Annotated in this window: 18 protein-coding genes; 11 read left to right on the forward strand and 7 right to left on the reverse strand. The window is 69.7% G+C overall.

The features are described from left to right. Nucleotide 1: 1 nt before the first annotated feature. Complete coding sequence (locus H7F38_RS04350; protein ID WP_255498237.1) at nt 2-916, reverse strand: DNA-3-methyladenine glycosylase; 915 nt, start codon at nt 914-916, stop codon at nt 2-4. 214 nt (nt 917-1,130) lie between these two features. On the opposite strand from H7F38_RS04350, the gene H7F38_RS04355 reads away from it, so the two are divergent. From H7F38_RS04355 to zwf, 7 genes are read left to right on the forward strand one after another with little or no spacing between them, the layout of a single operon-like run. Next, nucleotides 1,131-1,382, forward strand: coding sequence for a hypothetical protein (locus H7F38_RS04355; protein WP_187093027.1), 252 nt, complete (start codon nt 1,131-1,133; stop codon nt 1,380-1,382). Between the two features lie 12 nt (nt 1,383-1,394). Further along, nucleotides 1,395-4,718, forward strand: coding sequence for an exodeoxyribonuclease V subunit gamma (gene recC / locus H7F38_RS04360; protein WP_187093028.1), 3,324 nt, complete (start codon nt 1,395-1,397; stop codon nt 4,716-4,718). Nucleotides 4,719-4,720: 2 nt separating this feature from the next. After that, a complete protein-coding gene (locus H7F38_RS04365; protein WP_187094472.1) occupies nt 4,721-8,080 on the forward strand; it encodes a UvrD-helicase domain-containing protein in 3,360 nt (1,119 codons plus the stop codon). Next, nucleotides 8,077-9,861, forward strand: a complete 1,785-nt coding sequence (gene recD, locus H7F38_RS04370) for an exodeoxyribonuclease V subunit alpha (protein WP_187093029.1) — start codon at nt 8,077-8,079, stop codon at nt 9,859-9,861. Before H7F38_RS04365 ends, recD begins: the two co-directional genes overlap by 4 nt. Next, on the forward strand, nt 9,862-11,235 hold the full coding sequence (locus tag H7F38_RS04375) for a glycoside hydrolase family 3 N-terminal domain-containing protein (protein WP_222618439.1): 1,374 nt from the start codon (nt 9,862-9,864) through the stop codon (nt 11,233-11,235). It begins immediately after the preceding gene. A gap of 37 nt (nt 11,236-11,272) precedes the next feature. Then, nucleotides 11,273-11,767 (forward strand): hypothetical protein, encoded by a 495-nt coding sequence (locus H7F38_RS04380; protein WP_187093030.1) that lies wholly within the window; start codon nt 11,273-11,275, stop codon nt 11,765-11,767. Nucleotides 11,768-11,791: 24 nt separating this feature from the next. Beyond that, a complete protein-coding gene (gene zwf / locus H7F38_RS04385) occupies nt 11,792-13,288 on the forward strand; it encodes a glucose-6-phosphate dehydrogenase (RefSeq protein ID WP_187093031.1) in 1,497 nt (498 codons plus the stop codon). Between the two features lie 3 nt (nt 13,289-13,291). On the opposite strand, the gene H7F38_RS04390 is transcribed toward zwf, so the two are convergent. Beyond that, nucleotides 13,292-14,092, reverse strand: a complete 801-nt coding sequence (locus H7F38_RS04390; protein WP_187093032.1) for a PIG-L family deacetylase — start codon at nt 14,090-14,092, stop codon at nt 13,292-13,294. Between the two features lie 25 nt (nt 14,093-14,117). On the opposite strand from H7F38_RS04390, the gene H7F38_RS04395 reads away from it, so the two are divergent. Together H7F38_RS04395 and H7F38_RS04400 are read left to right on the forward strand one after the other, a co-directional pair. Then, complete coding sequence (locus tag H7F38_RS04395; protein ID WP_187093033.1) at nt 14,118-15,101, forward strand: SDR family NAD(P)-dependent oxidoreductase; 984 nt, start codon at nt 14,118-14,120, stop codon at nt 15,099-15,101. Between the two features lie 45 nt (nt 15,102-15,146). Then, complete coding sequence (locus H7F38_RS04400; protein WP_187093034.1) at nt 15,147-18,422, forward strand: SNF2-related protein; 3,276 nt, start codon at nt 15,147-15,149, stop codon at nt 18,420-18,422. Here the strand turns inward: H7F38_RS04400 and H7F38_RS04405 are convergent. The 3 genes from H7F38_RS04405 to H7F38_RS04415 form a co-directional block, all read right to left on the reverse strand. Next, nucleotides 18,417-18,710: a DUF2277 domain-containing protein gene (locus tag H7F38_RS04405; RefSeq protein WP_187093035.1), complete on the reverse strand. Its 294-nt coding sequence runs from the start codon at nt 18,708-18,710 to the stop codon at nt 18,417-18,419. The genes H7F38_RS04400 and H7F38_RS04405 overlap by 6 nt on opposite strands. Before the next feature lie 9 nt (nt 18,711-18,719). Then, nucleotides 18,720-19,643, reverse strand: a complete 924-nt coding sequence (locus tag H7F38_RS26240; protein WP_305080156.1) for a GGDEF domain-containing protein — start codon at nt 19,641-19,643, stop codon at nt 18,720-18,722. A 112-nt stretch (nt 19,644-19,755) separates the two neighbouring features. Then, a complete protein-coding gene (locus tag H7F38_RS04415; RefSeq protein WP_187093036.1) occupies nt 19,756-20,550 on the reverse strand; it encodes an SGNH/GDSL hydrolase family protein in 795 nt (264 codons plus the stop codon). A 107-nt stretch (nt 20,551-20,657) separates the two neighbouring features. On the opposite strand from H7F38_RS04415, the gene H7F38_RS04420 reads away from it, so the two are divergent. Then, nucleotides 20,658-21,413 carry a 1-acyl-sn-glycerol-3-phosphate acyltransferase gene (locus tag H7F38_RS04420; RefSeq protein ID WP_222618440.1) on the forward strand — a complete coding sequence of 252 codons (756 nt, stop codon included), beginning with the start codon at nt 20,658-20,660 and terminating at the stop codon, nt 21,411-21,413. Between the two features lie 17 nt (nt 21,414-21,430). Here H7F38_RS04420 and H7F38_RS04425 read toward each other — a convergent pair whose 3' ends face one another. Together H7F38_RS04425 and H7F38_RS04430 are read right to left on the reverse strand one after the other, a co-directional pair. Further along, nucleotides 21,431-22,132, reverse strand: a complete 702-nt coding sequence (locus H7F38_RS04425) for an SGNH/GDSL hydrolase family protein (protein ID WP_187093037.1) — start codon at nt 22,130-22,132, stop codon at nt 21,431-21,433. Then, nucleotides 22,129-24,510 carry a bifunctional diguanylate cyclase/phosphodiesterase gene (locus H7F38_RS04430; protein WP_187093038.1) on the reverse strand — a complete coding sequence of 794 codons (2,382 nt, stop codon included), beginning with the start codon at nt 24,508-24,510 and terminating at the stop codon, nt 22,129-22,131. Before H7F38_RS04430 ends, H7F38_RS04425 begins: the two co-directional genes overlap by 4 nt. A 558-nt stretch (nt 24,511-25,068) precedes the next feature. Here H7F38_RS04430 and H7F38_RS04435 point away from each other — a divergent pair. Then, complete coding sequence (locus H7F38_RS04435; RefSeq protein WP_187093039.1) at nt 25,069-25,839, forward strand: hypothetical protein; 771 nt, start codon at nt 25,069-25,071, stop codon at nt 25,837-25,839. The last annotated feature ends 63 nt before the right edge of the window (nt 25,840-25,902 follow it).

Below are 25,902 nucleotides of genomic sequence, written 5' to 3' on the forward strand. Positions count from 1 at the left end.
ACTAGTGCGCGCGGTGGTCCTGAATGGTGATCCGCGGGCCGAAACGTGGTTTGAACGCCTGGCCGCTGACCTCCAGGAGTCGGATCACCCGATGCCGATGCGGCCGGAGTGGTTCCAGGTACTCGACCATCTCCGCGTCGTCGATCGGTCGTCCGAGCAGGGTCCAACCGATGACACCGGACAGGTGGTAGTCGCCGACCGAGAGCGCGTCGGCGTCGCCCAGCGCGCGCTGGCCGACCTCGGCGGCGGTCCACTCACCGATACCGGCCACCGACATCAACCGTCGCCGGGCCGCGTCCGTGCTCAGATCGACGCAACGTTCCAGGGCATCGGCCGATCTGGCCGCCGTGACGACCGTCCTGGATCGTTTCGGGTCGACGCCGGCACGATGGAAATCCCAGGACGGCACCAAACGCCATTGCTCGGCGGTCGGCGGTATCCGCATGACGGCCGGAGCCGGCCCGGGTGCCACCGATCCGTGCTGGGTGACCAGCACGCGCCAGGCCCGGAACGCCTCCCTTCCGGTGACCTTCTGCTCGAGGATCGCCGGCACCAGTGACTCCATCACCCGTCCGGAGCGCGGTACCCGCAAACCCCGATGCCGGCGGTGGGCCTCGACGAGTTTGAAATGTTCCGGCGCGAAGGTCGAGCTGTCGTCCCGCTCTCCGAGCAGGTCACCGAGTCCCGCAGCCAGCTCCGAGGCGCCGGGACCCCATGCCTGGCAACGGATCCGGTGGGGGTCCAACTGGCTCAGCCGATAGGTCACCGGGCCGGTGATCATCCTAGACGTCCGCCAGATCGAGCCGTCCTGGCCACTCTGGTGGCACGGATCAGCGGGGCCGTGACGCAGCGGGCCGACGGTCGATGCGAGGTCGACGTCGCGCTCCGACTCGTGCACCGCCTCGATGTCCGCCACGAGTCAGGTTACAACGGCCGGGACAGCCGCCCGGCATTCTCATCTGCACGGCACCTCCACCACCGGCCGGCGACGGGAACCGCCGTGGCGGTCCGCACGTCCGACCGACATGGACCCCACATCTGCCACGACGTCTGAACCAACATCGGGCACGGGCAGGGGCAGTGGCAGTGGCAGGGGGCACAGCGTCGGCGCCGGTATCACCCTGATCTTCATGGCGCCGCTGGTGCTCGTCGTGAACATCTTCCTGGTCTACGCGGCAGCGGTGCATTGCGCGGAACCCGCGCGGGATCAGGGTTGTACCCCGCTCGGTTGGACGCCGGGTGCGGCTCTCGTTCTGCCGGTGGTCATGGGCATCGTCTGCATCGTCACCGGCGTTCGGGGCCGGAACATCTCCGGGTGGTGCTGGTTCCTCAGCGTGGTCGGCGTGATCACACTGCTGGCGATGGCGGGATCGCGCGTCTGACAAGCTGACCGCATGACGTTGTTCGTGCACCGGGCCGAGCGGTCGGACGCACTGGCATCCGCCCTGGCCGAACTGCTGGCCGACCCGCTTCCGGATCCCTTCGCACACGAGGTCGTCGCGGTGCCGGCGCGTGGTGTCGAGCGATGGCTCACCCAGCAGCTCTCCCATCGGTTGGGTCAGCGTGACGGACGTCAGGACGGGATCTGCGCCGGCGTCCGTTTCCCCTCACCGACCGCACTGGTCAACGAGGTCGTCAACGGCCCCGCACGACATGCCGACCCGTGGTCATCGGATGCGCTGGTCTGGCCACTGCTCGAGGTGATCGACGAGTGCGCCGGCCAGCCGTGGTGCTCGACCCTCGGTCGCCACCTCGGCGTCGGGTCCCCCGCGGACGAGCAACACCACCGGGCCGGTCGGCGCTATTCCGTCGCCCGCCGGCTGGCCGGGCTGTTCGACAGCTACGCCGTCAATCGCCCGGCGATGCTGGCCGACTGGGCCGCCGGCCGGGACACGAACGGCGCCAAGGAGATGCTGCCGCCCGACCTGAGCTGGCAGGCCGAGCTGTGGCGCCGGGTGGCCGTGCGCATCGGGTCCGGTGATCCGGTGCAGCGCCGCGGGCTGGCCGTCGCCGCGCTGAGAGCCGACCCGGGAGGTATCGCCCTCCCGCAACGGCTCTCACTGTTCGGGCCGACGCGTTTGCCGAAGAGTCAGCTGGACGTCCTCGGCGCGCTGGCCGAGCAGCGCGACGTGCATCTCTGGCTACCGCATCCTTCCCCTGCTCTCTGGGATCGTCTGCACGGCAGGCGTTTCAGGGGTGCGCGGCGGACCGACCCGACGGTGACGGAGGCCGTCCACCCGCTGCTGGCCTCCCTCGGACGTGACGCTCGCGAGCTGCAGCTGACCTTGGAGACGGTGGAGCACGAGGATCTGCACCACGACCTGCCACCGCTGCCGTCCACCCTGCTGGGGCAGCTGCAAGCCAACATCCGGCTGGACCGGGCGGGTACTCGGGGCAGGATCAGCACCGACGACCGCAGCGTGCAGGTGCACGCATGCCATGGTGCGGCCCGTCAGGTCGACGTACTGCGGGAGGTGCTGGTCGGCCTGCTCGCGGACGACGCAACGCTGGAGCCACGGGACGTATTGGTGTTGTGCCCGGACATCGAGGTCTACGCACCGTTGATCGCCGCCGCGTTCGGGTTGGCCGACGTGGTTCCCGAGGCGAAAGCCCATCCGGCGCATCGACTTCGCGTGCGGTTGGCCGATCGGGCCCTGACCCGGACCAATCCCTTGCTCTCGACCCTGGCCGGGCTGTTGCAACTTTCCGACGGCCGGGTCAGTGCCTCCGAGGTACTGGACCTGGCGAGTTGGCCGCCCGTTCGCCGCAGGTTCGGCTTCGACGACGACGCTCTCGACCAGTTGGCCAGATGGGTGGCGCAGTCCGGGGTTCGGTGGGGCCTGGATGCCCCGCATCGCGGGGCCTTCGGTCTGCAACGGTTCCCGCAGAACACCTGGCGCACCGGTCTGGACCGCATCCTGCTGGGCGTCGCGATGGCCGACGAGGACCAGAATCGGCTCGGTCTGGCGCTCCCGCTGGATGATGTGGGCAGCGGCGACGTCGAACTTGTCGGCAAGCTCGCCGAACTGCTGGACCGGCTGCAGGTCGCGCTCGACGGGATGGTCGGCACCCACTCGCTGGAGCACTGGCTGGACACCCTGGTCGAGGCGATCGACAGCCTGACCGATGTGCCGCCCGACGACGGCTGGCAGCAGGCCGAGGTCCGAAGAGAGCTGGGTGATGTGGCCGAGGCTGCCGCGCAACGGGTCTCGGTCACCGAGCTGACCCTGTCCGACATCAGGGCGCTGCTGCGGGGACGACTGGGTGGGCGTCCGACCAGGGCGAACTTCCGGACCGGCACGCTGACGGTCTGCACCATGGTGCCGATGCGCTCTGTGCCGCACCGGGTGGTCTGCCTACTGGGTCTGGACGACGGGGTCTTCCCCCGCAATCCGAGACCGGACGGTGACGACATCCTGGCCAGGGAGCCGGCCGTCGGCGAGCGCGACGCGCGCGGTGAGGACCGTCAACTGATGCTCGACGCGATCCTGGCGGCGACCGAGCATCTGGTGATCACCTACACGGGCGCCGACGAGCGCACCGGTGCAGCCCGACCACCGGCCGTCCCGCTCGGTGAACTCATCGATGCTCTGGACGAAACAGCCCTCGCAGCAGATGGTTCGGCAGTGCGCGGGCAAATTGTGACTCGACATCCGCTGCAGCCCTTCGACGCTCGGAACGTCATTCCCGGGGCACTCGGAACGCGAGGACCTTTCAGCTACGATCTCGTCGCCCTCCAGGGAGCTTGCGCGGCCGCCGGTCCGCGTCACGACCCCCCACCCTTCCTGTCCGGTCCACTCCCGGCGCGGGCCGAACCGGACGTCGATCTGTCCGACCTCATTGCGCTGCTGGTGCACCCGGCGCGTGGGTTCCTGCGCCAGAGACTGGATGTGGGTACCCGGTTCGAGGATCAGGAGCCCTCCGACAGCCTCACCGTCGAGCTGGACAACCTGCAGCAGTGGGCCGTGGGCGACCGGCTTCTGCGCGATCGGCTGACCGGTGTCGAAGATGCGGCCTGCCGCCAGGCGGAGTGGCGTCGCGGTGTGCTGCCGCCCGGTCCGCTGGGCCAGGCGACGCTAGATCTGCTGCTGGACGAGGTCTCACCGCTGGTCGAGCGGACGGCGGCCCTGATGTCTCCGGAGCGGCGCACGGTGGACGTCTCCGTTCCGTTGTCGGCCGGACGTGAACTGCGCGGCACGGTGGCCGGAGTGCACGGCACCGCTGTGGTCTCCATCGGCTACAGCAAGCTGGGACCGAAACCCCAGTTGTCGGTGTGGATCTCGCTGCTGGCCCTGGCTGCGGCGCACCCGGGGCGACCATGGACCGCGGTGGCCGTCGGGCGTGGTGAGCCGGGGCGTCCGCGCAGCGCGACCTTCGGACCGATCGACCAGAGGACGGCCAGGACGTACCTGACCCAACTCGTGGACCTCTACGACCAGGGCCTGCGCGAGCCACTTCCGTTGCCGCTGAAGACCTCTGTCGCCTATGCCGGCGCCATCGTGAAATCGGAGGGCGAGGACCAGGCCCTGTTCCAGGCACGTCGGGCCTGGACCAGCGGCAAGTTTCCCGGCGAGGACGACGACGCGCCGCACACGGTGATCTGGGGCCATCGGGCTCCGTTCGACGAGGTGTTCGGGGTACCGCCGGCCCGACTGTCGGCACTGTCGGTGCAGCTGTGGGGACCACTGCTGCGCCATCGTCGGATGGTGGCCCTGTGAGCATGAATCTGTTGGAACCACGCCCCTTCGACATCCGGGATCCGTTGCCCACCGGCACCACGGTGCTGGAGGCCAGTGCCGGTACCGGCAAGACGTACACGGTCGGGGCTCTGGTGACCCGATACGTCGCCGAGGGCAGGGCGACCCTGGAGGAGTTGCTGGTCGTCACCTTCGGGCGGGCCGCGAGCCAGGAGCTGCGCGAGCGGGTGCGGGAGCAGTTGGTGGCCGCCGAGCGCGCCCTCGCGGACCCGGACACGGCGCGCATCGACAGCAACGATCTCATCGTGCTGCTCGCCGAGGCCGACGGGCCCGAGGTGGCGTTGCGTCGCCAGCGGCTGAGGCGGGCGCTCGCCGACTTCGACGCCGCCACCATCGCGACCACCCACCAGTTCTGCCAGCAGGTGCTGACCGGGCTCGGGGTGGCCGGCGACAGCGAGCCGGGAGCGACGCTGGTGGAGGACCTGGACGATCTGGTGGTCGAGGTGGTCGACGATCTCTACGTCCGGCGGTTCGGCGCCGCCGGTGCCGAGGCGCCGCAGATCGATCGGGCGATGGCCCTCGAGCTGGGCCGCCGGGCCGTCGGCGATCCCGGGGCCCGCCTGGAGCCTGCTGCTGAACCGGCGGACTCGTTGTCCGCGTTGCGGTTCCGTTTCGCAGGTGCGGTCAGGGCCGAGGTCGATCGGCGCAAGCGACAGCGCGGTCTGCTCGGCTACGATGACCTGCTGAGCCGTCTGGCCGATGCACTCGAGCCGGCCGGTGTCGAAAACGCGGCGCGGATGCGGATGCAGGACCGGTGGAAGATCGTCCTGATCGACGAGTTCCAGGACACCGATCCGGTCCAGTGGGACGTGTTGCGGCTGGCCTTCGCCCACGTCGCGACCCTTCTCCTGATCGGCGACCCGAAGCAGGCCATCTATGCGTTCCGCGGCGGCGACGTCTACACCTACCTGGCCGCCGCCCGGACGGCGGATGCGCGCGCCACCCTCGGTCAGAACTGGCGCAGCGACGCACCACTGGTGGCGGCGCTGCAGGTCCTGTTCGACGGCGCCGAACTCGGGGAGCAGGAGATCGTCGTCCGGCCGGTGCGTTCGGCGCACGCCGGCTCCCGGCTCACCGGGGCGCCGTCGGGTCATCCGTTGCGCCTGCGGGTGGCCACCAGGGAGCAGTTCGGCAAGGGTCCGCGGGCCAAGGTCTACATGGACCAGGTGCGACCGCTGATCGCCGAGGACCTCGCCGCCGACGTGGCGCGGTTGCTCGCCTCCGGGGCTCGTTTCGACGAACGTGCTTTGGTGGCTGGGGATGTCGCCGTGCTGGTGAACACCCACGTCCAGGGTCTGATCATCCGTGAGGCGCTGGCCGCGCTCGACATCCCGTCGGTGACGGCGGGAGCCGGGAGTGTCTACGCCACGGCGGCGGGCGGGGACTGGCTGACCCTGTTGGAGGCGCTGGAGCAGCCACACCGTTCGGCTCGGGTCCGCGCAGCGGCGCTGACGCCGTTCCTGGGGCGCACGGCCGAACAACTCGACCGCGGCGGCGAGCGGCTGACCGACGAACTGGGCACCCTCCTGCGGAACTGGGCGGATCTGTTGCAGTCCCGCGGAGTGGCTGCCCTGCTGGAGCTCTCGTTCGCCGAGCAGGGGCTGCCGGGCCGGGTGCTCGGTGAGGTGGACGGCGAGCGGCGGCTCACCGATCTCCGTCACCTCGGCCAGGGACTGCAGGCCGCCGCGGCGGACGAGGGTCTGGGGCTGGCCGCCCTGGTCGAGTGGCTGCGGCGTCGTCGGGCCGAAGCGGCCGTCGAGACGAACACCGACCGCATCCGACGGTTGGACAGCGACGCGGCCGCCGTCCAGGTGATGACGCTGCACGTGAGCAAGGGCCTGCAGTATCCGGTGGTGTACCTGCCGTTCGCGGCCGACCGCTGGGTCAACTCCGAGCCGAAGGTGTTGCAGCTGCACGACAACGACGGTCGGCGGGTGCTGGACGTCGGAGGATTCCAGTCGACCGGACGGCAGGAACGGGAGCGCCGGGCGGCCAGGGAGCAGGCCGGCGAAGCCCTGCGTCTGCTCTACGTCGGGCTGACCAGGGGGCAGTCCCAGGTCGTCATGTGGTGGGTGCCCTCGAGCAACACGCCGGACTCCGGCCTGCATCGGCTGTTGTTCGGCCGTACGCCGGGCAGCGGCGAGATCCCGGACACCGCTGCCCTGCCCGGTGATGACGAGGTCCAGCGGCGGCTGGCCGAACTGCAGGCCAGGGGCGGCCCCGCCATCGAATCCGCGCTGCCCGCCCGCTACCCCCGGGTGCCACTGCCGGTGGTCTCCGACAAGGGTTTTGCCATCGGCACTTTCGCCAGATCGCTGGACACCGCCTGGCGGCGGGCCTCCTACAGTGCGCTGTCGGCGGCCGGCGATCGGAGCCGGGAGGCGGTGGCCAGCGAGCCCGAGACCGGTGAACGGGACGACGAGGTGATGCCCGAGGTCGTGGCTGTCGATGATGCCCCCGAGAATGCGCTGGTTCCGGACGAATTGCTGGTACTGCACCGGACCCCCTCGCCCATGGCGGATCTGCCGGCCGGAACCTCGTTCGGCACCCTGGTGCACGCGGTGCTGGAGCACACCGACCCGCAGGCCGCCGATCTGTCCGCCGAACTCACCCAGCGCAGCGCCGAGCAGTTGGCGCGACACTCCGGCACGATGACGGCCGGACAGCTCGCGGCGGCGCTGCTCCCGGTGCTGTCCACCCCGCTCGGCCCGATCGCAGATCATCTGTCCCTGAACGACTTCAGCGTTGCCGATCGGCTGACGGAGCTGGACTTCGAGCTGCCCCTGGCCGGCGGTGACCATCCGACGGCCGAGATCACCCTGGGGCAATTGGCCCCGTTGATCCGTCGTCATCTGCCGGCCGACGACCCGCTCCTTCACTACGCCGACCGGCTGGCGTCCCCGGAGATGTCCTGGCAACCCTTGCGCGGGTACCTGACCGGAAGCCTGGACGCCGTGCTGCGACTGCCAGGGCCCCGCTACCTGATCGCCGACTACAAGACGAACTGGCTGGGCGGCGATGACGCAGAACCCCTGTCGGCGTGGCACTACCGGCCGGCGGCGCTGCAGCAGGCGATGACGCACTCCGACTATCCGCTGCAGGCTCTGCTGTATTCCGTTGCGCTGCACCGGTTCCTGCGCTGGCGGCAACCCGGCTACGATCCCGACCGGCACCTCGGCGGGGCGGTCTACCTGTACGTCCGCGGAATGTCCGGGCCGGCCACCCCCCTCGTCGACGGGCTGCCCTGCGGGGTCTTCGGCTGGCGTCCACCCGCTGACCTGGTGCGCGAACTGTCCACCCTGCTGGACCAGGGGACGCCATGACGACGGAGACCGGCCAGATCGGGGAGCTGGACCCCTTCGACGTCCGGATCGCCTCCAGCGCAACGGGCCTGCTGCGAAAGTTCAACCAGGCCGACGTGCTGACAGCAGCCGACGTGCACCTCGCCCACCGGCTCTCGGAGCTGGCCGGGGAGCCGGACGAGGAGGTCCGGCTGGCGTTGGCCCTGACCGTCCGCGGCGTCCGCGGCGGTTCGGTCTGCGTCGATCTGAGGGAGGTGTCCAGGATCGACCCCGCGCTGGACTGGCCGCAGCTGACGAGGTGGGTGGACAAGATCAGGGCCAGCCCGCTGGTCGGCCCGGGACGACCGCTGCGATGGGACCTCGACCTGCTCTACCTGGACCGGTACTGGCGGCAGGAGGACCAGGTGCGGGCGGACCTGGTGGCCAGGGAGTCGCAGCTGCCGCCTCCGGTGGATGCAGACCTGTTGGGCAGCAGTCTGGATCGACTGTTCGGCCCGCACACCGACGGCGCGCACACCGACGGCGCGCACACCGACCAGCGACTGGCCGCCGAGATCGCCGCCCGGCGTTGGACGACCGTTCTCGGGGGTGGCCCGGGGACGGGCAAGACGACGACCGTGGCCAGGCTTCTGGTCGTCCTGCACGAGCAGCACGGGCCAGGGCTCCGGGTGGCACTGGCGGCCCCCACCGGCAAGGCGGCCGTCCGCCTGCAGGAGGCTGTCCGACACGTCGTCGCCACCGACTTCGACGTCGCCGACCAGGAACGGCTCGGTGCCGTGAACGCCTCCACCCTGCACCGTCTGCTCGGCAGCCGGCCCGGTGACGGCACCCGGTTCCGGCACGACCGCGACAACCGGCTGCCCCACGACGTGGTGGTTGTGGACGAGACGTCGATGCTGTCGCTGACGCTGATGGCGCGCCTGCTGGAGGCGCTCCGGCCGGACAGCAGGCTGGTGCTGGTCGGTGATCCCGACCAACTGGCCTCGGTGGAGGCCGGGGCGGTGCTGGCCGACCTGGTCGCCGGCCTGAGTGCCCGACCGCTCTCCGCGCAGGGGGTGCGGCCGGTGGTGGTGCTGACCCACAACTGGCGATTCGGCAGCGGCATCGGCGATCTCGCCGCGACGGTGCGGGCCGGTGACGCCGACGGCGCGCTCGCCGTGCTGGGCCGTGGCGAGGATGCGCTGGACCTGGAGACCTCCGAGTCGCAGATCCGGGGCGACGTGGTCCATGCGGCGACCGCGATCCGGGACGCGGCCAAGAGCGGCGATGCCAGGGGCGCGCTGCAACAGCTCGACAGGCATCGGGTGCTCTGCGCGCACCGCACCGGACCGTTCGGCGTGCAGACCTGGAGCCGCAAGATCGAACGCTGGCTGGCCGAGGTCCCCGGCGATCCCCGGGAGGGTGAGTGGTACGTCGGACGCCCGCTGCTGATGACGGTGAACGACTACGCCCTCGGGCTTTTCAACGGTGACACCGGCGTGGTGGTACGGCAACCGGACGGCAGCGCCCGGGCGGTCTTCGCCAGGGGTGACGAACTCGTCGACTTCGCCCCGAGTCGCCTCGCCGACGTGCAGACGGTGCACGCGATGACCGTGCACCGCAGCCAGGGCAGCCAGTTCGAGCGGGTCACCGTCGTCCTCCCTCCCGCCGATTCACCGCTGGCCACCAGGGAAATGCTCTACACCGCGCTGACCAGGGCCGAGCAGCACGTACGCCTGGTGGGCAGCGAAACCGAGCTGCGCGCCTCCATTGAGCGGCCCGCGGCCAGGGCCAGCGGACTGCGCCGGCGGCTCTCGACCTAGATGGCGAGCACAACCCCGGGGGCGTCCAGGCGTCTGAAGTCCATGCAGCGCGCCCGTTTTGCCTTCGGTCTGTCCGTGTTGTCGCTGGCCTCCTGCATCCTCGTCTCCTGCTCGTCCGGAGGCACCGACGCCGTCACCGTGACCGTGACGTCGACCGGCACCGCCACGGCCGCGCCGATCTCGTCGGGACCCGCGATCCCGGCGTCCGCCAGTCCCCCGACTACTGCGAAGACCCCGACCAGCCGGACCGGCACCACGACCTCGCCGCCCACGACCAGCCGGACCGGCACCAGGAGTTCAGCGACCGCCCCGGCGCCGGGGAGCTGCGCGCAGGCTGCGCTCGACTCCCTCACCCCGGCCCAGCGGATCGGGCAGCTGCTGATGGTGGGGGTCGCCGCCGCCGATCCGGCCGCGTCGATGCCGAAACTGCCGGTGGGCGGCGTCTTCCTGTCCGGCCGGTCGACCAGCAGCGCGGATGCAGTGCTGGCCGGGGTCAAGGCGATCCAGAATTCGGTGACCAGGACGTCAGGGGTACCGGCCCAGGTCGCCGTCGACCAGGAGGGGGGTTACGTGCAGAGCCTGCGCGGCCCCGACTTCCCGGCCATCCCGACGGCCCTGGAACAGGGCAGGCTCGACGCCGCGGAGTTGCACGATGCCACGGTCAGGTGGGCGAAAGGTCTGGTACAGGCCGGTATCACACTGGATCTGGCGCCGGTGGCGGACGTCGTGCCGGCCGGCACCGAGCAGCAGAATCCGCCGATCGGCGGGCAGGACCGGCAGTACGGCTCGACTCCGCAATCGGTCGGCGATTCGGTGGTGGCCGTCGTCGACGGGATGCTCGACGCGAAGCTCGGCAGTACCGTCAAACACTTTCCCGGACTCGGCCGGGTGACCGAGAACACCGACACGTCTGCGAACGCCGTCGATGATCAGACCACCGCCGATGACGTTGCCCTGCAACCATTCCGGGCCGCCATCTCGGCGCGGACCACGGCAGTGATGATCTCCAGCGCCACCTATCCGCAGCTCGACCCCGACCACCCGGCGGTTTTCTCGACGAAGATCATCACCGGGTTGCTCAGGACCAGGATGCATTTCGGCGCGCTGGTGATCTCCGACGACCTCGGGAGTGCGGTCGCCGTCCAGGCCACACCGGTGGGGCAGCGCGCGGTCGACTTCGTGACGGCCGGCGGCGACCTGGTGCTGACCGTCCAGCCCACGGATCTGGTGCCGATGACGGCCGCGCTGACCTCGGCCGCGGCGCGGAGCGTGACCTTCCGCGCCCGGGTCGACGCCGCCGCCCTGCACGTGTTGCAGAGCAAGCAGTCGCTGGGGCTGCTCCCGTGTATCAGGGCCGGGGTTCCAGGCTCCTGAGGGTCGTCACCGGTCCCAGTCTCGTCAGGAGCTCACCATGTCCGTTCGTCTTCGGGTTTCCGCTCTCACCGCTTCGACGGTGGCTGTCGCCCTGTTCCTGACCGGGTGCGCCGGGCCGAACCTGCCGTCGGTCTTCAACGCGCCCCCGACGTCGGCCGGCTCGCAGGCCGTGCTGCCCGGCGGCAGTGGCTCTGGCAATGGTGGTTCTGGGAGCATCGGGGCCGGCGCCTTCAGCTCCGACTGCCTCGGGGTGGCCAGCGCCTACGCCTCGATCGCGCTGGCGCTGATCCCGTCGCTGACCGGCGGTGCCGGGGTCGGGACGTACGACGCGACCCAGGTGACCAAGGCGATCGCGGGCCTCGGCGGCTCGGTGCCGGCACCGCTGAAGGGTGATTTCCAGACGCTGAGCGATGCCGCGAAGTCGGCGTCCGGCAAGTCCCTCACCGACGCCGGCCAGGTCCTCGGTTCCCCCGCGGTGACGGCAGCTTCCGACGACATCAGCAAATGGATGACCACCAACTGCGGGGGCTGAAGTCGCAGATGAGACGATGATCCGGTGCCTACAGCGAATCACGAGAGCATCGCGTATCCCGCCCCTGGAGCACGGCCGCCGCGCAGCCTGCGCGAGACCATCTCCCCGCATGTCGTCGTACTCTTCGGCGCCACGGGCGACCTCGCCAGACGCAAGCTGCTGCCCGGCCTAACGCACCTGTCGCTCTCGGCGCTGGCCCCCGACATCCAGGTGGTCGGGACCTCGCTGGAGGACATGGACGACACCGCGTTCCGCGAGTTCGCCCGGCAGGCGGTCACCGAGTTCGGCAGCCACAAGCTGACCGACGAGCAATGGTCCAGCTTCGCCGGCAAACTGCACTACGTGCCGCAGGGGGCCGGCCCGGACGCGCTGGCCACGGCCGTGGCCAAGGCCGAGGGTGAACTCGGTCCCGAGGTCCTGCGGTTGCACTACCTCAGCGTTCCGCCGAAGGCGGCGCTGGCCGTCATCAACATGCTCAGGAACGCCGATCTGGTGCAGCGCTCCCGGGTCGTCATGGAGAAACCCTTCGGTACCGACCTCGACAGCGCGATCGCCTTGAACGATCAGGTGCACGAGACGTTCTTCGAGAGCCAGATCTTCCGCATCGACCACTTCCTGGGCAAGGAGCCGGCCCAGAACATCCTGGCCTTCCGCTTCGCCAACGGCCTGTTCGAACCGATCTGGAACCGCAACTTCATCGACCACATCCAGATCGACATCCCGGAGACCCTCGGTCTGGACCGGCGTGCCGAGTTCTACGAATCCACCGGGGCCTACAAGGACATGGTGGTCACCCACCTGTTCCAGGTGTTGGCCTTCGTCGCCATGGAGCCGCCCACCGCCCTGGAACCGCGGGCGATCAGCGAGGAGAAGAACAAGGTCTTCCGCTCCCTGCTCCCGATCGAGCCGCAGCACGTGGTGCGCGGTCAGTACGGCGGATACCGCAGCGAGGACGGCGTCGCACCCGATTCCGACACCGAGACGTTCATCGCGCTGAAGTGCCGCATCGACAACTGGCGCTGGGCCGGGGTCCCGTTCTACCTGCGGACCGGCAAGAGGATGGCCGAGGGCCAGCGGATCATCTCGATCGCCTTCAAGGAGGCCCCGAAGTCGATGTTCCCGTCCGGCTCGGGAGTCGGATCCCAGGGCCCGGACCACCTGACCTTCGACCTGGCCGATGCGTCGAAGGTTTCCCTGTCGTTCTACGGCAAGCGACCGGGGCCCGGCATGCGGTTGGACAAGCTGTCGATGCAGTTCGCGACGCAGGAGACCGACCGCGCCGCCGACGTTCTCGAGGCCTACGAACGTCTGATCCTGGACGCCATGCGCGGCGACCACACTCTCTTCACCACTGCGGAGGGCATCGAGAGCCTGTGGGAGCGTTCGATTCCGCTCCTGGACGACCCGCCGGCGGTGAAGACCTACGCTCCGGGCACCTGGGGTCCCAACGCCATCCACCAACTGGTCGCTCCGCACGCCTGGCGGCTCCCGTTCGAGCGCGCCTGGCGGGAGAAGAAGTAGCGGTCACAACCCCACCATGAGGTCGGTCTCGGTGATACCGGGCCCCTGCCCGTCGCGGATGAACCACTCGACGCCGAAGTGGTAGGCGAACGCCGGATCCGGCATCGCAAGGAAGATCGAGTCCTCGCTGATCTGGCTGGCGTGGGCGCCCATCGCGGCCCGTTTGGCGGCGGTGTAGGCGGTGACGTCGACCCGGCCGGTGATCTCCGATTCCGGCTTGCCGAAGTCGGCCCCAGCTGCGCCCTCTACGTCAGGTATCTCGATGCCGGCCTCCTTCGCCTGCGCCGCAAAGGCTTCCATGCCGCGGCGCATGTAGTCGCGGTTCATCGTCATCTGGTAGACCCGGCCGGTGCCGGCGATCTCGGCCGCCCGCTTCCCGACCCGGTGCACCTGGATGTGGTCGGGATGGCCGTAGCCGCCGTTGTCGTCGTAGATCGTCAGCACGTCGGCGTTCTCCTGGACCAGGATGGCCGCGAGTGCGGCCGCGGCCTCCTCGACGTCGGCGGTCCAGAACGAGCCGGGCAGGTCGTTGGTCGGCTCACCCATCATCCCGGAGTCCTTGTACCCCAGGAACTCCAGCCGCGCCACGCCGAGAATTTCTGCGCAGGCTCCGGTTTCGACCACGCGCCGTTCCCAGAGCTCTTCGCCGGGGGCGAGGAACCCCTCGGGCACCTCGCCGTGCTCGCCGCGCGTGCCGACCACCAGCACCACCCGGTGGCCCTCGTCGGCGGCCTTGCGCATCACCCCGCCGCAGCCGATCGACTCGTCGTCGGGATGGGCGTGGAAGGTCACCAGGGTTGCCATGCCGGGAACGGTACCGTCGATCACCATGAGCGCACACGCGGTCCTGGATGATCTGCTGGACCTCCTGGTGGTACCCGGCTACAGCTCGATCGGGCCGGCGCTGCGACGGCGGTGGTGGCCGACCGACGCCGGGCCTTTCGCCGGGCATCCCGAGGTCGTGGTCACCGGCGCGAGTTCGGGGCTCGGCGAGGCCACCGCCCGGGCGCTGGCCGGGCTGGGCGCGAGGGTCCATCTGGTCGGCCGCAGTGCCGGCCGGCTCGACGGGGCGGCCCACCGGATCCGGGCGGCCGTCCCGAGCGCCGAACTGGTGGTGCACGAGGCGGACGTCAGTGATCTGGACGCCATGCGGACCCTGGCCGCCGGGCTGCGTGGGAGCGTGACGTCCATCCACGCCCTGATCCACTGCGCCGGTCTGATCCCCCCACGGCGCGAGCTGTCCGCCCAGGGCCACGAGATGGCCTTCGCCACACACGTTCTCGGCCCGTACCGGCTGACCCTGGAGCTCGGTGAACCCCTGCGGGCCGACGGCGACGCCCGGGTGATCTTCGTGTCCTCCGGCGGCATGTACTCGGCGCCGTTGGTCCGGGACCTGGAGTTCGTCGAAGGTCGATACAGCGGCATCAGGGCGTACGCGCGGACCAAACGGATGCAGGTGAGCATCGCCGAGATGCTGGGTGAGCACTTCGGTGGGCCGCCCGGAGAGAGCGGGGATCCGGTGGTGCACAGCATGCACCCGGGCTGGGCTGCAACCCCCGGGGTCACCGGGTCGATCGCCACCTTCGGCAGGTTGACCAAACCCATCTTGCGGACCCCGGAACAGGGCGCCGACACCATCGTCTGGCTGGCCGCCGCCAGCGGACCCACCGGACCCACCGGACGCACCGGACCCACGACGACGACCGGTCAGTTCTGGCACGACCGCAAGGTCCGCCCGACCCACTACCTGCGGTGGCAGCACGACAGTCCGTCGGCCCGCCGCCATCTATGGGAGCAGTGCGAGCGCGCGTGACCTGCCGCCGTAGGCTGCCGGGGTGCGCAGAGACCGGGTCGCGGCATGATCGACGTCCTGTCGCTCAGCCGGATCGTCGGTGCCTTCACCCTGCAGAAGGGGCTGGAGTACTCACGCCGCGGTGCGGTGCTGAGCATGGAGATCACCGAGGACCCACTGCGCATCTCCGGCCGGGTGGCCGGGTCGGGTCGGGTGCCCTACCAGGTCGACGTCGCGGTGACGCTGAACGGTCCGTCGATCCTCGGCCTCACCGGAATCTGCTCGTGTCCGGTCCGGATGAACTGCAAACATGTGGTGGCCGTGATCATCTCAGGCCTTTCCTCACGGGGGCAGCAGGACCTACGGCCTGCCGTTCCGGGCCGGCCGGCCTGGGAGCGGACGCTGGCACCGCTGGTCGACGCCGGGCTGGACCGGCAGCCGAGCGGCCTGATCGCGCTGGGTCTGCAGTTCGAGTTGCAGCCGGCCGTGGGCGACCCGGCGGCCACCTCGGGTGCGCTCGAGGTCCCGCGTCCGGCCCGCCTCGGCATCCGCCCGGTGCAGCAGGGCGCCAGCGGCAAGTGGGTCCGCACCGGCATCAGCTGGTCGAGTCTGGGGTATTCGAGCTACGGGCGGACCCGGCCCGACCCCGCGCATCTCGAATGGCTGCGCGCAGTGCAATCCGTGACCGGTACGTCAGGATCCGGCTCGTCCCGCTACTACGGATCGGTCCCGGCCTGGATCCAGCTGGACCTGGTGGGTGGCAACGCCATCTGGGACCTGCTCGCCGGCGCCGCCGAACTGGGCATCGCGCTGATCGGGTCCGACCGGGGTCAGCAGGCCGTCACCGTGGCGCCCGAACCGGCCGACCTGGTGGTGGACGTGGTCCGCAGAGGCGGCGACATCGGCCTGGAGGCATTGGTGCTGACCGGTGACGGGTCGGGCGAGATCGACGACTGCCTGGTGCTCGGCGAGCCGGTCAGGGCTCTGGTCAGCTGGCCGTCGAGCTCTGCCGGGGTGCCGCTGCGGGAAAGGGTGCTCCTGCTCACCCGGTTCCGCACACCGCCTGCGGCCGAGCTGATCTCGCTGGTCGACGCGGGCTACCAGGAGATCCCCGGGTGCGACGAGCAGAAGTTCCTCGGTACCTACCTCCCGGTCCTGCGTCAGCGGGTCCAGGTGCTCTCGCACGACGGTTCGTTCCAGGTGCCCGTGCCGGTGCCACCGGAGCTGTGGCTGACGGTGCGGCATCTTCCCGGCCACCGGGCCGGCATCGGCTGGGCCTGGCGTTACGCCGGAGTCGAGGAACCGCAACAGCTCTGGCCCCGGTTCTCGCCGGCGGCGTTCCGCGATCTCGAGCAGGAACGAGGCATCCTCGCCGAGTTGCAGAGTTCGCTGACCGGCGCCGGATATCTGATCGAGGGCGGGCGGTTGCTGGGTGAGGTCACGCTGATCGGGATGCAGGCGGTCCGCTTCCTCGCCGACGTACTCCCGGATCTGGCCGCGCACCCGTGCGTCCATCTCGAGATGATCGGGGAGGCGTCCTACCGGGCCGCCGAGGGTGAAGCGGTGATCGGTATCTCGGGGGAGGCCGTAGAGGGCCGCGACTGGTTCGACCTGCAGATCAGTGTCAGCGTGGACGGTGAAGACGTTGCACTGCAGGACGTCTTCGTGGCACTGGCCCGGGCCCACGAGTACATGATCCTGCCCAGCGGCACCTACTTCGCGCTCGACTCGGAGCGGTTCGAGCAGTTGAGACGGCTGATCGAGGAGGCGAGAGGGCTGCAGGACGGCACCGGGAAGTCCCTGCGCGTCAGCCGCTTCCAGGCCAGCCTGTGGGACGAACTGCAGCGGTTGGGACTGGTGGACCGGCAGGCGCAGGCCTGGCACCGGTCGGTGGGTGGACTGCTGGACGCCGGCGAGATCGAGGTGCAGCCGGTGCCCGACGGCTTCCAGGCGGAACTGCGGCCCTACCAGCAGGAGGGCTTCAACTGGCTGTCCTTCCTGTTCGACTCCGGGCTCGGGGGCATCCTGGCCGACGACATGGGGCTCGGCAAGACGATCCAGACGCTGGCGCTGATCTGCCGGGCGGTGGCAGGGCCCCGGGGGTCGGCGCCGTTCCTTGTCGTCGCGCCGACCAGCGTGGTCGGCAACTGGAAATCGGAGGCGGCCAGGTTCGCGCCCCACCTCAAGGTCCTCACGGTGAACGAAACCAGCACCCGCCGCGGGGTCTCCATCGCCGATCTGGCGGGCGAGTGCGACATCGTCGTCACCTCCTACGCATTGTTCCGGCTCGAATTCGACTCCTACGAGGAGCAGGAGTGGGCCGGGCTGATCCTGGACGAGGCGCAGTTCGTCAAGAACCACCAGTCGCTGGGCTTCAAGAATGCGAAGAAGTTGTCGGCGGAGTTCAAGCTGGCGATCACCGGAACACCGATGGAAAACAATCTGATGGAGTTGTGGTCGTTGTTCTCGATCACGGCGCCGGGGCTGTTCGGCAGTCCGAAACGCTTCGGGGAGTACTACCAGAAGCCGATCGAGAAGCAGGGCGAGACCGAGAAACTCAGGCAGCTGCGCCGGCGGATCCGCCCGTTGATGTTGCGGCGCACCAAGGATCAGGTCGTCGAGGAGCTGCCGCCCAAGCAGGAACAGGTCATCGAACTGGAGCTGAACGCCAAGCACAGCAAGGTCTACCAGACCCACCTGGCACGGGAGCGGCAGAAGGTCCTCGGTCTGATCGGCGACATGGACAAGAATCGATTCGCGATCTTCCGGTCGCTGACGCTGCTCCGGCAGCTGAGCCTGGACGCCTCGCTGATCGACGAGAAGTACGCCGGGATTCCCTCGACGAAGCTGGACGCTCTGATGGAGCAGCTCGAGGACGTGGTGGCCGAGGGCCATCGGGTGCTGGTGTTCAGCCAGTTCACCTCGTTCCTGCGCAAGGTGCGGGACCGCCTCGACGCCAACGCAGTCCAGTACTGCTATCTGGACGGGACCACCAAGAATCGGCCGGAGGTGCTGGAGCGCTTCAGTTCCGGCTCGGCGCCGGTCTTCCTGATCAGCCTGAAGGCCGGAGGGTTCGGGCTCAATCTGACGGAGGCCGACTACTGCATCCTGCTCGACCCCTGGTGGAACCCGGCCAGCGAGGCGCAGGCGATCGACCGGGCACATCGGATCGGCCAGACCAAGACGGTGATGGTCTACCGACTGGTGGCCAAGGGCACCATCGAGGAGAAGGTGATGGCCCTCAAGGAGAACAAGGCCAAGCTGTTCTCCAGCGTGATGAACGACGACGCGGCCGGGTCGTCCGCGTTGACGGCCCAGGACATCCGCAGCCTGCTGTCATGAACCCGCTGTCGATGCACCCGCCGCCCGGGCGGCGATCCGCGCCTTCACCTCTGGTCGTCGCAGCGGCGGAACGGTCGACGGCGGCTGCTTGCGCGGTGGCAGCTCGGCCAGCAGGTGTCGCGTGACGTGCGCGATCTCGGCCACCGCCGCCTCGAAGACCTCGCGGTTGGCATCGGACAGCTTGACGATGCCGCTGACCTTGCGCACGTACTGCCGCGCGGCAGCCTCGACCTCGTCCGGCGTGGCGGCGGGCTCGAGTCCTCGAAGTTCGGTGATGTTCCGGCACATCGCCCCAAGCTACGCCCGGCGTTGACCCTTCTCGGCGTACATGGCGGCATCGGCCCTGGCCAACAGGGTCCCGGTCTGCTCGTGCGGGCGGCTGACGACGACGCCGGTGCTGACCGAGATGGTCAGCAGATGGTCGGCCCAGGCGATGGGTTCAGCCACGCAGCGGCCGGCCGCGCCGCGAAAATTCTGCACCGTCGGGTCCGGTGCGGTATCGGGCCGCAAGGCCTTGGCCAGCACGAACTCGTCTCCGGAGAGCCGCGCCACCAAGGCTCCCGGGGCAGTCAGCTGCTCCAGCCGCCGGGAGATCACCGAGAGGATGTGGTCACCGGCAGCGTGCCCGTGGGTGTCGTTCACCGACTTCAGACCGTCGACGTCCAGGAAGGCGAGCACCACCTGGTGCTCGCCGGCCAGCCACTCCCGCACGTTGTCCAGGAGAGGCCCGCGGCGCAGCAGACCGGTCAGCTCGTCGTGATCGGCCCGCTGGCGCCACCGGTGGGCATCGTTGAGCACCGGGTTCACCAGGTCCATGCACGCGATGAACAGGCGGTATCCGGCGATGTGGGCGATGCCGACGTGCATCCAGCAGGTCACCGCGGTGCCGTCGTCCAGGATCAGCCGGCGCAGGGAACTCGCCGTCGCCCCTGTCGCACCCACGGCATCGGCATCGGCATTCTGCAGCAGGTCCATCGCCAGGTGTTTGGCCGGCGTCCGGTCGCTGAGCGGGATGAAGTCCCGGACCAGCCGACCCTGGATGCCCTCGACCGGGATCTTCAGCAGGGCCGAGCACGCCTCGTTGGCTGCGACGATCTCGTAGGAGGCGGTATGGGCCACGGCAGCCAGCGGGATGATCTGCACCGCGGCGTAGACGGCGGCCAACGCCGCTCCTGTCGGCTGGTCCTCCCGGTGGCCGATCCCGGTTCCGGCATCAGGCACTTCCACTGACCTCCGTCGCACGAGCCCGGGCCCCGGTCCCCGTTGCCGGAGGGCGAGCTGGTGTGACCGCACTGTAGGGCAAGAAGGTGATCGGTGGCCACCCTGCGATCGATCAGCCGGCCGCCGCGGCGGTGAACACCGGCAGGTATCCCTGGCGCTGGCCGGCGGCCGTCGGATGGTAGGACTCCGCGACGTCGGCCAGGTCGGCTGCGTGCAGCCATTTGTTCCCGCTGCAGAGCTGGTGGCCGACGAAGGCGGAGCGAACGTCGCCGAAGGTGAAGCCGTGACGTGATGCGGCCGCGGCGATCAGGTCGTCCACCGCCCCGATGCCCTCGTCGATCTTGGCTCTGGAGGTCTCGGACAACCCCAGGCAGTACCAGACGTGCAGCTGGTAGAAGAGCGGGTAGCCCAGCACCACCACCTTCGCGGACGGGGCAGCAGCGGAGATCGCGTGGTAGGTGGCGTCCAGGCGCCCCGGCAGCACCGAGGATGCCTGGTGCTCAGCCGAATCCACTGCGGCGACGCAGGCCGACGTGCCCTGCAGGATGCAGGTCGTCATGATGTTCGAGAACCCGACGTCGTTGCCGCCCACGGTGATGCTGATCAGCGTGGTGGACCTGGACAGGCTCGGCACCTGAGTGCTGATCACGCCGGCCGTGGTCGCCCCGGCACAGGCGACGCTGCGGTAGGAGGCCGGCGCATGGGCGGCACTCCACAGCGCGGAGTACGCATTCGTGCTGAGGTCGCAGCTGCCTCCGGTGTAACCGCCGCCGGCGCCGAGGCCGGAGGAGTACGAATCGCCGAGGGCGACGTACTCCTGGGGGGCCACCGCGCCGGCGGGCGCGGCCCAGACCGCGGTGAGAACCAGTGCCAGTGCCGAGATGACCACATACCTGATCGGGCGCATCCAGCAGGTATACCACTGCCGGGTGACGACCGCCCAACAGCGAGGTCGACCGTTGTGCCCAACCCGGGAGGGCCGCGGCGGCGAACACAGCGGTGAGCAACCACCAGGTGAGCAGGCCCAAGGACCGGCACGACCGCGTCTACCGGACGATCATCCGGATCTTCAAGGCCTTCTTCGCGGTGATGGACATCCGTTTCGACATCCGAGGTGCGCACCACCTCCCGGCCGGTGGGGCGGCGGTGATCGCCTCCAACCACACCAGCTACCTGGACTTCACCTTCCTGGGTCTGGCTGCCGACCGGCACGGCCGTCTGGTCCGGTTCATGGCCAAGGGCTCGGTCTTCCGGCTGCCCGTGATCGGATGGTTGATGCGGGCCATGGGGCACATTCCGGTGGAGCGCGCGACCGGCGCCCCGGCCTACCGGTATGCCTACCGGGCGTTGCAGGACGGCCAGTTGGTCGGTGTCTTCCCGGAGGCCACCATCAGCCGGGCCTGGACGCTGAAGCCGTTCAAGCGGGGCGCGGCCACCCTGGCGTCGGAGCTGGCCGTGCCGTTGATCCCGACGATCACCTGGGGTGGCCATCGACTCGTCACCGTCGATGGCCGGGGGTCCCTCCGCCGGCACATCCCGGTGATGATCTTCGTGGGCGAGCCGATCCATCCGCAGCCCTGGCAGAGCATCGAGGAGATCGACGCGCTGCTCCGGACGGCGATGGGTGAGCTGCTCGACGCCGCCCAGCGCGAGTACCCGGACCGACCGGTCAGCCTGCGCGACCGGTGGTGGCTGCCCCGTCATCTCGGGGGCAGCGCGCCCGACCCCGTCCAGGCCGCCGTCATCGACGCGGCCAAGGTGCGCATCTGAACGTTCGCACCCCACGATCAGGCCGCCGGGCGGTCACCGATCGCGCCGGCGAAGACCTCGGCGATGCCCGCGTAGCCGAGGTCGTTGGGATGGAAGTGATCGGGGGCCAGTCTGCCCTTCCAGCTCGTCGTCCGCGGATCGCGCAGATCGGCGATGACCAGACCACGTTCGGCCGCGATCCGGTCCAGGGTCGCGTTCGCCTCCAACGCCGCCCGGGAGGGGTTCGGCTGGCTGGCCACCACGGAAGCGACCGGCAGGCGCCTGAGCATCTGTCCGAACAGCTCCGGGAAGACCTTGCGGTAACGCGGGCTGATCAGGTCGTTCGACCCGATCAGCACGGTGACCAGGGCCGGCTCGATGCCCAACGCCTCCAGCGCCGGGAGCTGACGGTCCAGGATGTCGGCGACCCTCGCCCCGCTGGCCGACAGGTTGATCAGCCGACGGGGCACCGAGCCCTGTTCGGCGAGCTGACCCACCCAGCCGCGGTCGAACGCCGACGCGCCGATGCCGAGCGTCATGGAATCACCCAGCGCACACCACAGCGGGCCGCTCTGCTCCAGGGCGCTGAGGTTGGACGCACGCCAGTGCCCGGCGTACGGCGCCACCTGATCCTGGACCTGACGAACCCCCGGCACGACCCTGGACAGCAACCTGACCACCGGCCCGGACGGCCGTCCGGTGAGGTTCGTGTAGTCGAACGGGGTGTCCTGCTCGGTCATCCGACCCTTCCCGGGGTGCTGCGGCGGCCACGAGCAGCCGGTGTGGCCGCTGGCGTCCAGTGTGCCCCGGGGGCCAGCAGACCGGATTCGAGCTCGGCAGCCGTGCCCGGCCTGGCGAACAGGAACCCCTGCGCGGTCGGGCATCCGAGGCGGCGCAGCGCGGTCACCTGACCCTCCCGCTCCACACCCTCGGCGGTGACCGTCAGGCCGAGATCGCGTCCGAGGGAAAGGAAGGCGCGCAGAAACCGTTCCGCATCGGCGTCCCGGTCGATGTCGTCGATGAAGCTGATGTCGATCTTCAGTGCGTCCAGCGGAATCTGCCGCAGGTGCAGGAGCGAGGAGTAACCGGTGCCGAAGTCGTCGAGAGAGAGGGACGCGCCCAGCTCGCGCAGCCGGCTGGTCACCGTCCGCGCGGTCGCCAGGTCGCCGAGCAGGGCGTCCTCGGTGATCTCGAGGACCAGCTGCTCCGGCGGGACGTCGTAGCGGGCCAGGATCGAGGCCACCCGATCCGGGAACTGCTGGTCGACGATCAGCTGCGGTGGGATGTTCACGCCCGTCCGGAGACCGTGGTCGCCCAGATTCCTGGTCCAGGTCGCCATCTGCCGGCAGGCCTCGTTGAGCATGTGATCGGTCAGCTCGGTCATCAGTCCCGCACGCCCGGCGAGTGGGACGAACTCCACCGGCGACACCTGCAGGCCGTCGTGCATCCACCGGGCCAGGGTCTCGACGGCCGTCATCCGCCCGTCCTCCAGGTTGATGATCGGTTGGTACACCGCGACGATCCCGCCCGTCCGCAGAGCGGTCCGCAGTGGCTCCCGGAGCCGAAGATCGACGGCCGCGGGCAGCACCATGGTGGATTCCCACAGGGCCAGCCGGCCCTTGCCGGATCGCTTCGCCGAGTACATCGCCACGTCGGCATGTGCCAGCAGCTCGTCCAGCGTCGGGATCGTCTGTTGTCCGTCCAGGTCGGTCACCCCGACGCTGATGCCCACGTGGATGACGATCTCGTTGACCGTGAAGGGTGCCCGCAACGCGTCGATGATCCTGGTCGCCACCGTGGTCGGCTCGCTCCCGTCCTCCAGCAGGACCGCGAACTCGTCGCCGCCGAAACGCGCGATGGTGTCTCCGTCGCGAAGCGCTCCGCGGAGCCGTTCGGCGACCCGGATCAACACCTCGTCACCCGCGGCGTGCCCGTACGTGTCGTTGACGGCCTTGAAGTCGTCCAGATCGCAGAACAGCAGGCCGACCGGCCGTAGGTCGCGCCGATGCAGATCAAGGGCGTGCGCCACCCGGTCGGTGAACAGGGCCCGGTTGTGCAGCCCGGTCAACTGGTCCTGGAACGCCTGCCGGACGAGTTGGGCCTCGCGGGAGGCGACCACCCCGAGCAGTTGGCGGTTGTCCCGGACGGTCAGGTACTGGCGGAGCAGCACTGCGCTGACGGCGACCGTCAGCGCGGCCGTCTCCACCACCCCGGCGCCCCGGCCGGTGATCGCGCGGAACCCGACGGTGGCCACCGCGATGGCCAGCGGCAGGTAGGGCAGCATGCTCGCGCCGGGGGGCTGGCTCGGCGGCGGGCTGTTCCCGGTGGCCCGGTCGACGGCCAGCAGCCGCCCTCCGATGGTGGCCGCGCAGCCCAGGAAGAGGAAGGCGGCCGCCCAGCCGATGTCCGGCAGCCGGGCCTGGTAGTCCGTGGACTCCAGGGCGGCGAAGCCGGCGTCGGCCAGGGCCATCACCGAGACGCCCCCGGCCAGCAGGACGAGGGCGAGTCGATGCCTGGTGGGCTGCGACACGATGTAGAAGGCGAGGCCGATGATCAGCAGGTCGCCCGTCGGGTAGGCGATCGTCACGATGGCCAGCAACCCGGTGACGGGGGCCCGGCCGTCGTTCGCGAACGGTGACGCGGTGGCCCAGTAGATCGCGATCAGGGCGGCCAGCAGCGCAGACCCGTCCAGCACCGACCGGACCCGGTCGATCTTCCCGCCGGCCGGCGGGAACAGCAGGAGGCAGGCGATCGCCCCGATCGGGAAGACCAGGAAACCGACGTCCGCGAGGGAGGGGTAGGGCACCTGGCCGTCGTAGCCGACGTCGAGCACCGTCCACAGGAGTTCACCGACGGCCCATCCGGCGCAACCCACGCTGATCGCCCGCCAGCTCCGGCGCATCCGGCCGCTCGTCGATCGTGCGGTCCGTCGGCACGCGAGCCAGGCGATGACCGCTGCCGCCAGCTGTCCGAGGTCGGAGACGATACGGCCGGAGGTGATCCAGGGGAACACGATCGGCAGAGCCGTGACGGCGAGCACGACCGCACCGATGACCAGGGCGGAGTTGGAAGGACGCAGGCGGTCCCTGGACCGGGTGGGCGTGTCGGCGGCTACCACTACGGGACGCGTCCTCTCGGGTCTATCCGATCGTGGCCGGTCAGCCACTGAGTTTTCGGTCGCTTGAGGAGGGTCCCGACAGTCCCGCCCCACCTGATGGTAGCCATTCTCCCGGCGGACCGGACCCGAACGCTCGTCGGGCGGTGCCCCAAGGCCCCCCCAGACTCGACGAGATGCGATTCCACAATTGGCGCACGACCGATTCGGCGGCGCCCCGATCAGGTTTCATCGGGTCGATCGTCCCAGCTCGACCCGACAGGCACACCTCCACGGTCACCGACTCGATACCAGGACGGGCAATCGGGGGACAGAACAACCGATTGTTCTCGACCGGCCCAGGACGACATCGACCGGCTGCCAACGGATATGTCTGAATTGCCTTTATTGTCGGGGTGCGGGTCGGCAGTTGGTGGTATTTCACCTGAATGGCGTTGACTATCCGCTCGGACCAGCGATTGCTCGGGTGTCAGGTAGAAAATTAGCGGTATGACGCTCCTTCTATCGTCGGTAATTTCGACCGCGAACGATATCGGCCGGAAATCCAATTCCCTCCCTCCCGTGTACCTGGGCCCGGCCGAGGTGGGTACGGGCCCGGCCCAGGTCACCACCATCCGGGAGGCAGCGCGGGTAGCGATGCTCCGCACCCGGCGAATGACCCTGCTCGGCAACGTGCCTCTGGTCGGGCATCTCGTGGTGCCGTGGCTCTGGCCGCTGCACCTGGCGATCGTCGGTGCCACGGCCGGGCACATCCGTCACACCCCCGACGCCTCGTTGTCGTTCTGCGACGGGACACCCGCCCGTCGGCAGCCCGGCTGCCGGGCCCTTGCCGCCCTGTCGCTCGGGCTCTGGCTCGCCCTGGCCGCGGGGGCGTCGCTCGGTCTGTTCGCCCAGGGCCACGACGGGGCCGGTTGGGCGCTGGTGGCCCTGCTGTGCGCAGCACCGGTGATCGAGCTGCTGGGGCTGATCGAGTTCGCCCTGCTGAATCCGGAGTGGCTGACCCTGAAGCGGGAGCGCCGGCACCGCGGCATCGGCCGTCCCACCATCGTGCTGACCACGCTGGTGTCGCGCCGGGACGGGCACGACTTCGCCGGCCGGCTCATCCGGCAGGAGTTCCCGCAGTGGCATGCCCTGGGGGCCGCGGTGATCGGCTATCCCAGCAGCAAGGCCCTGGTCAGCTACTACGTCCGGATGGGCGCACGGCGGGAACGTCCTGGTGAATCGGTAGGGCCGGCGGCCAGGCGGCGGGTGACCTTCGATTGCCGGCAGCCGCTGCGCGCTCGCCGGGTCGTCATCGGCGGCGGTCGGCCCGGGTCGACGACGCGTGGCTGATCCATCGTTCGATGCGCTCGAAGGAGTCGCGCAGGATGTCGAGCGCTGCAACGTCGGTGTGTT

Source organism: Nakamurella sp. PAMC28650, assembly GCF_014303395.1.
Taxonomy (GTDB): domain Bacteria; phylum Actinomycetota; class Actinomycetes; order Mycobacteriales; family Nakamurellaceae; genus Nakamurella.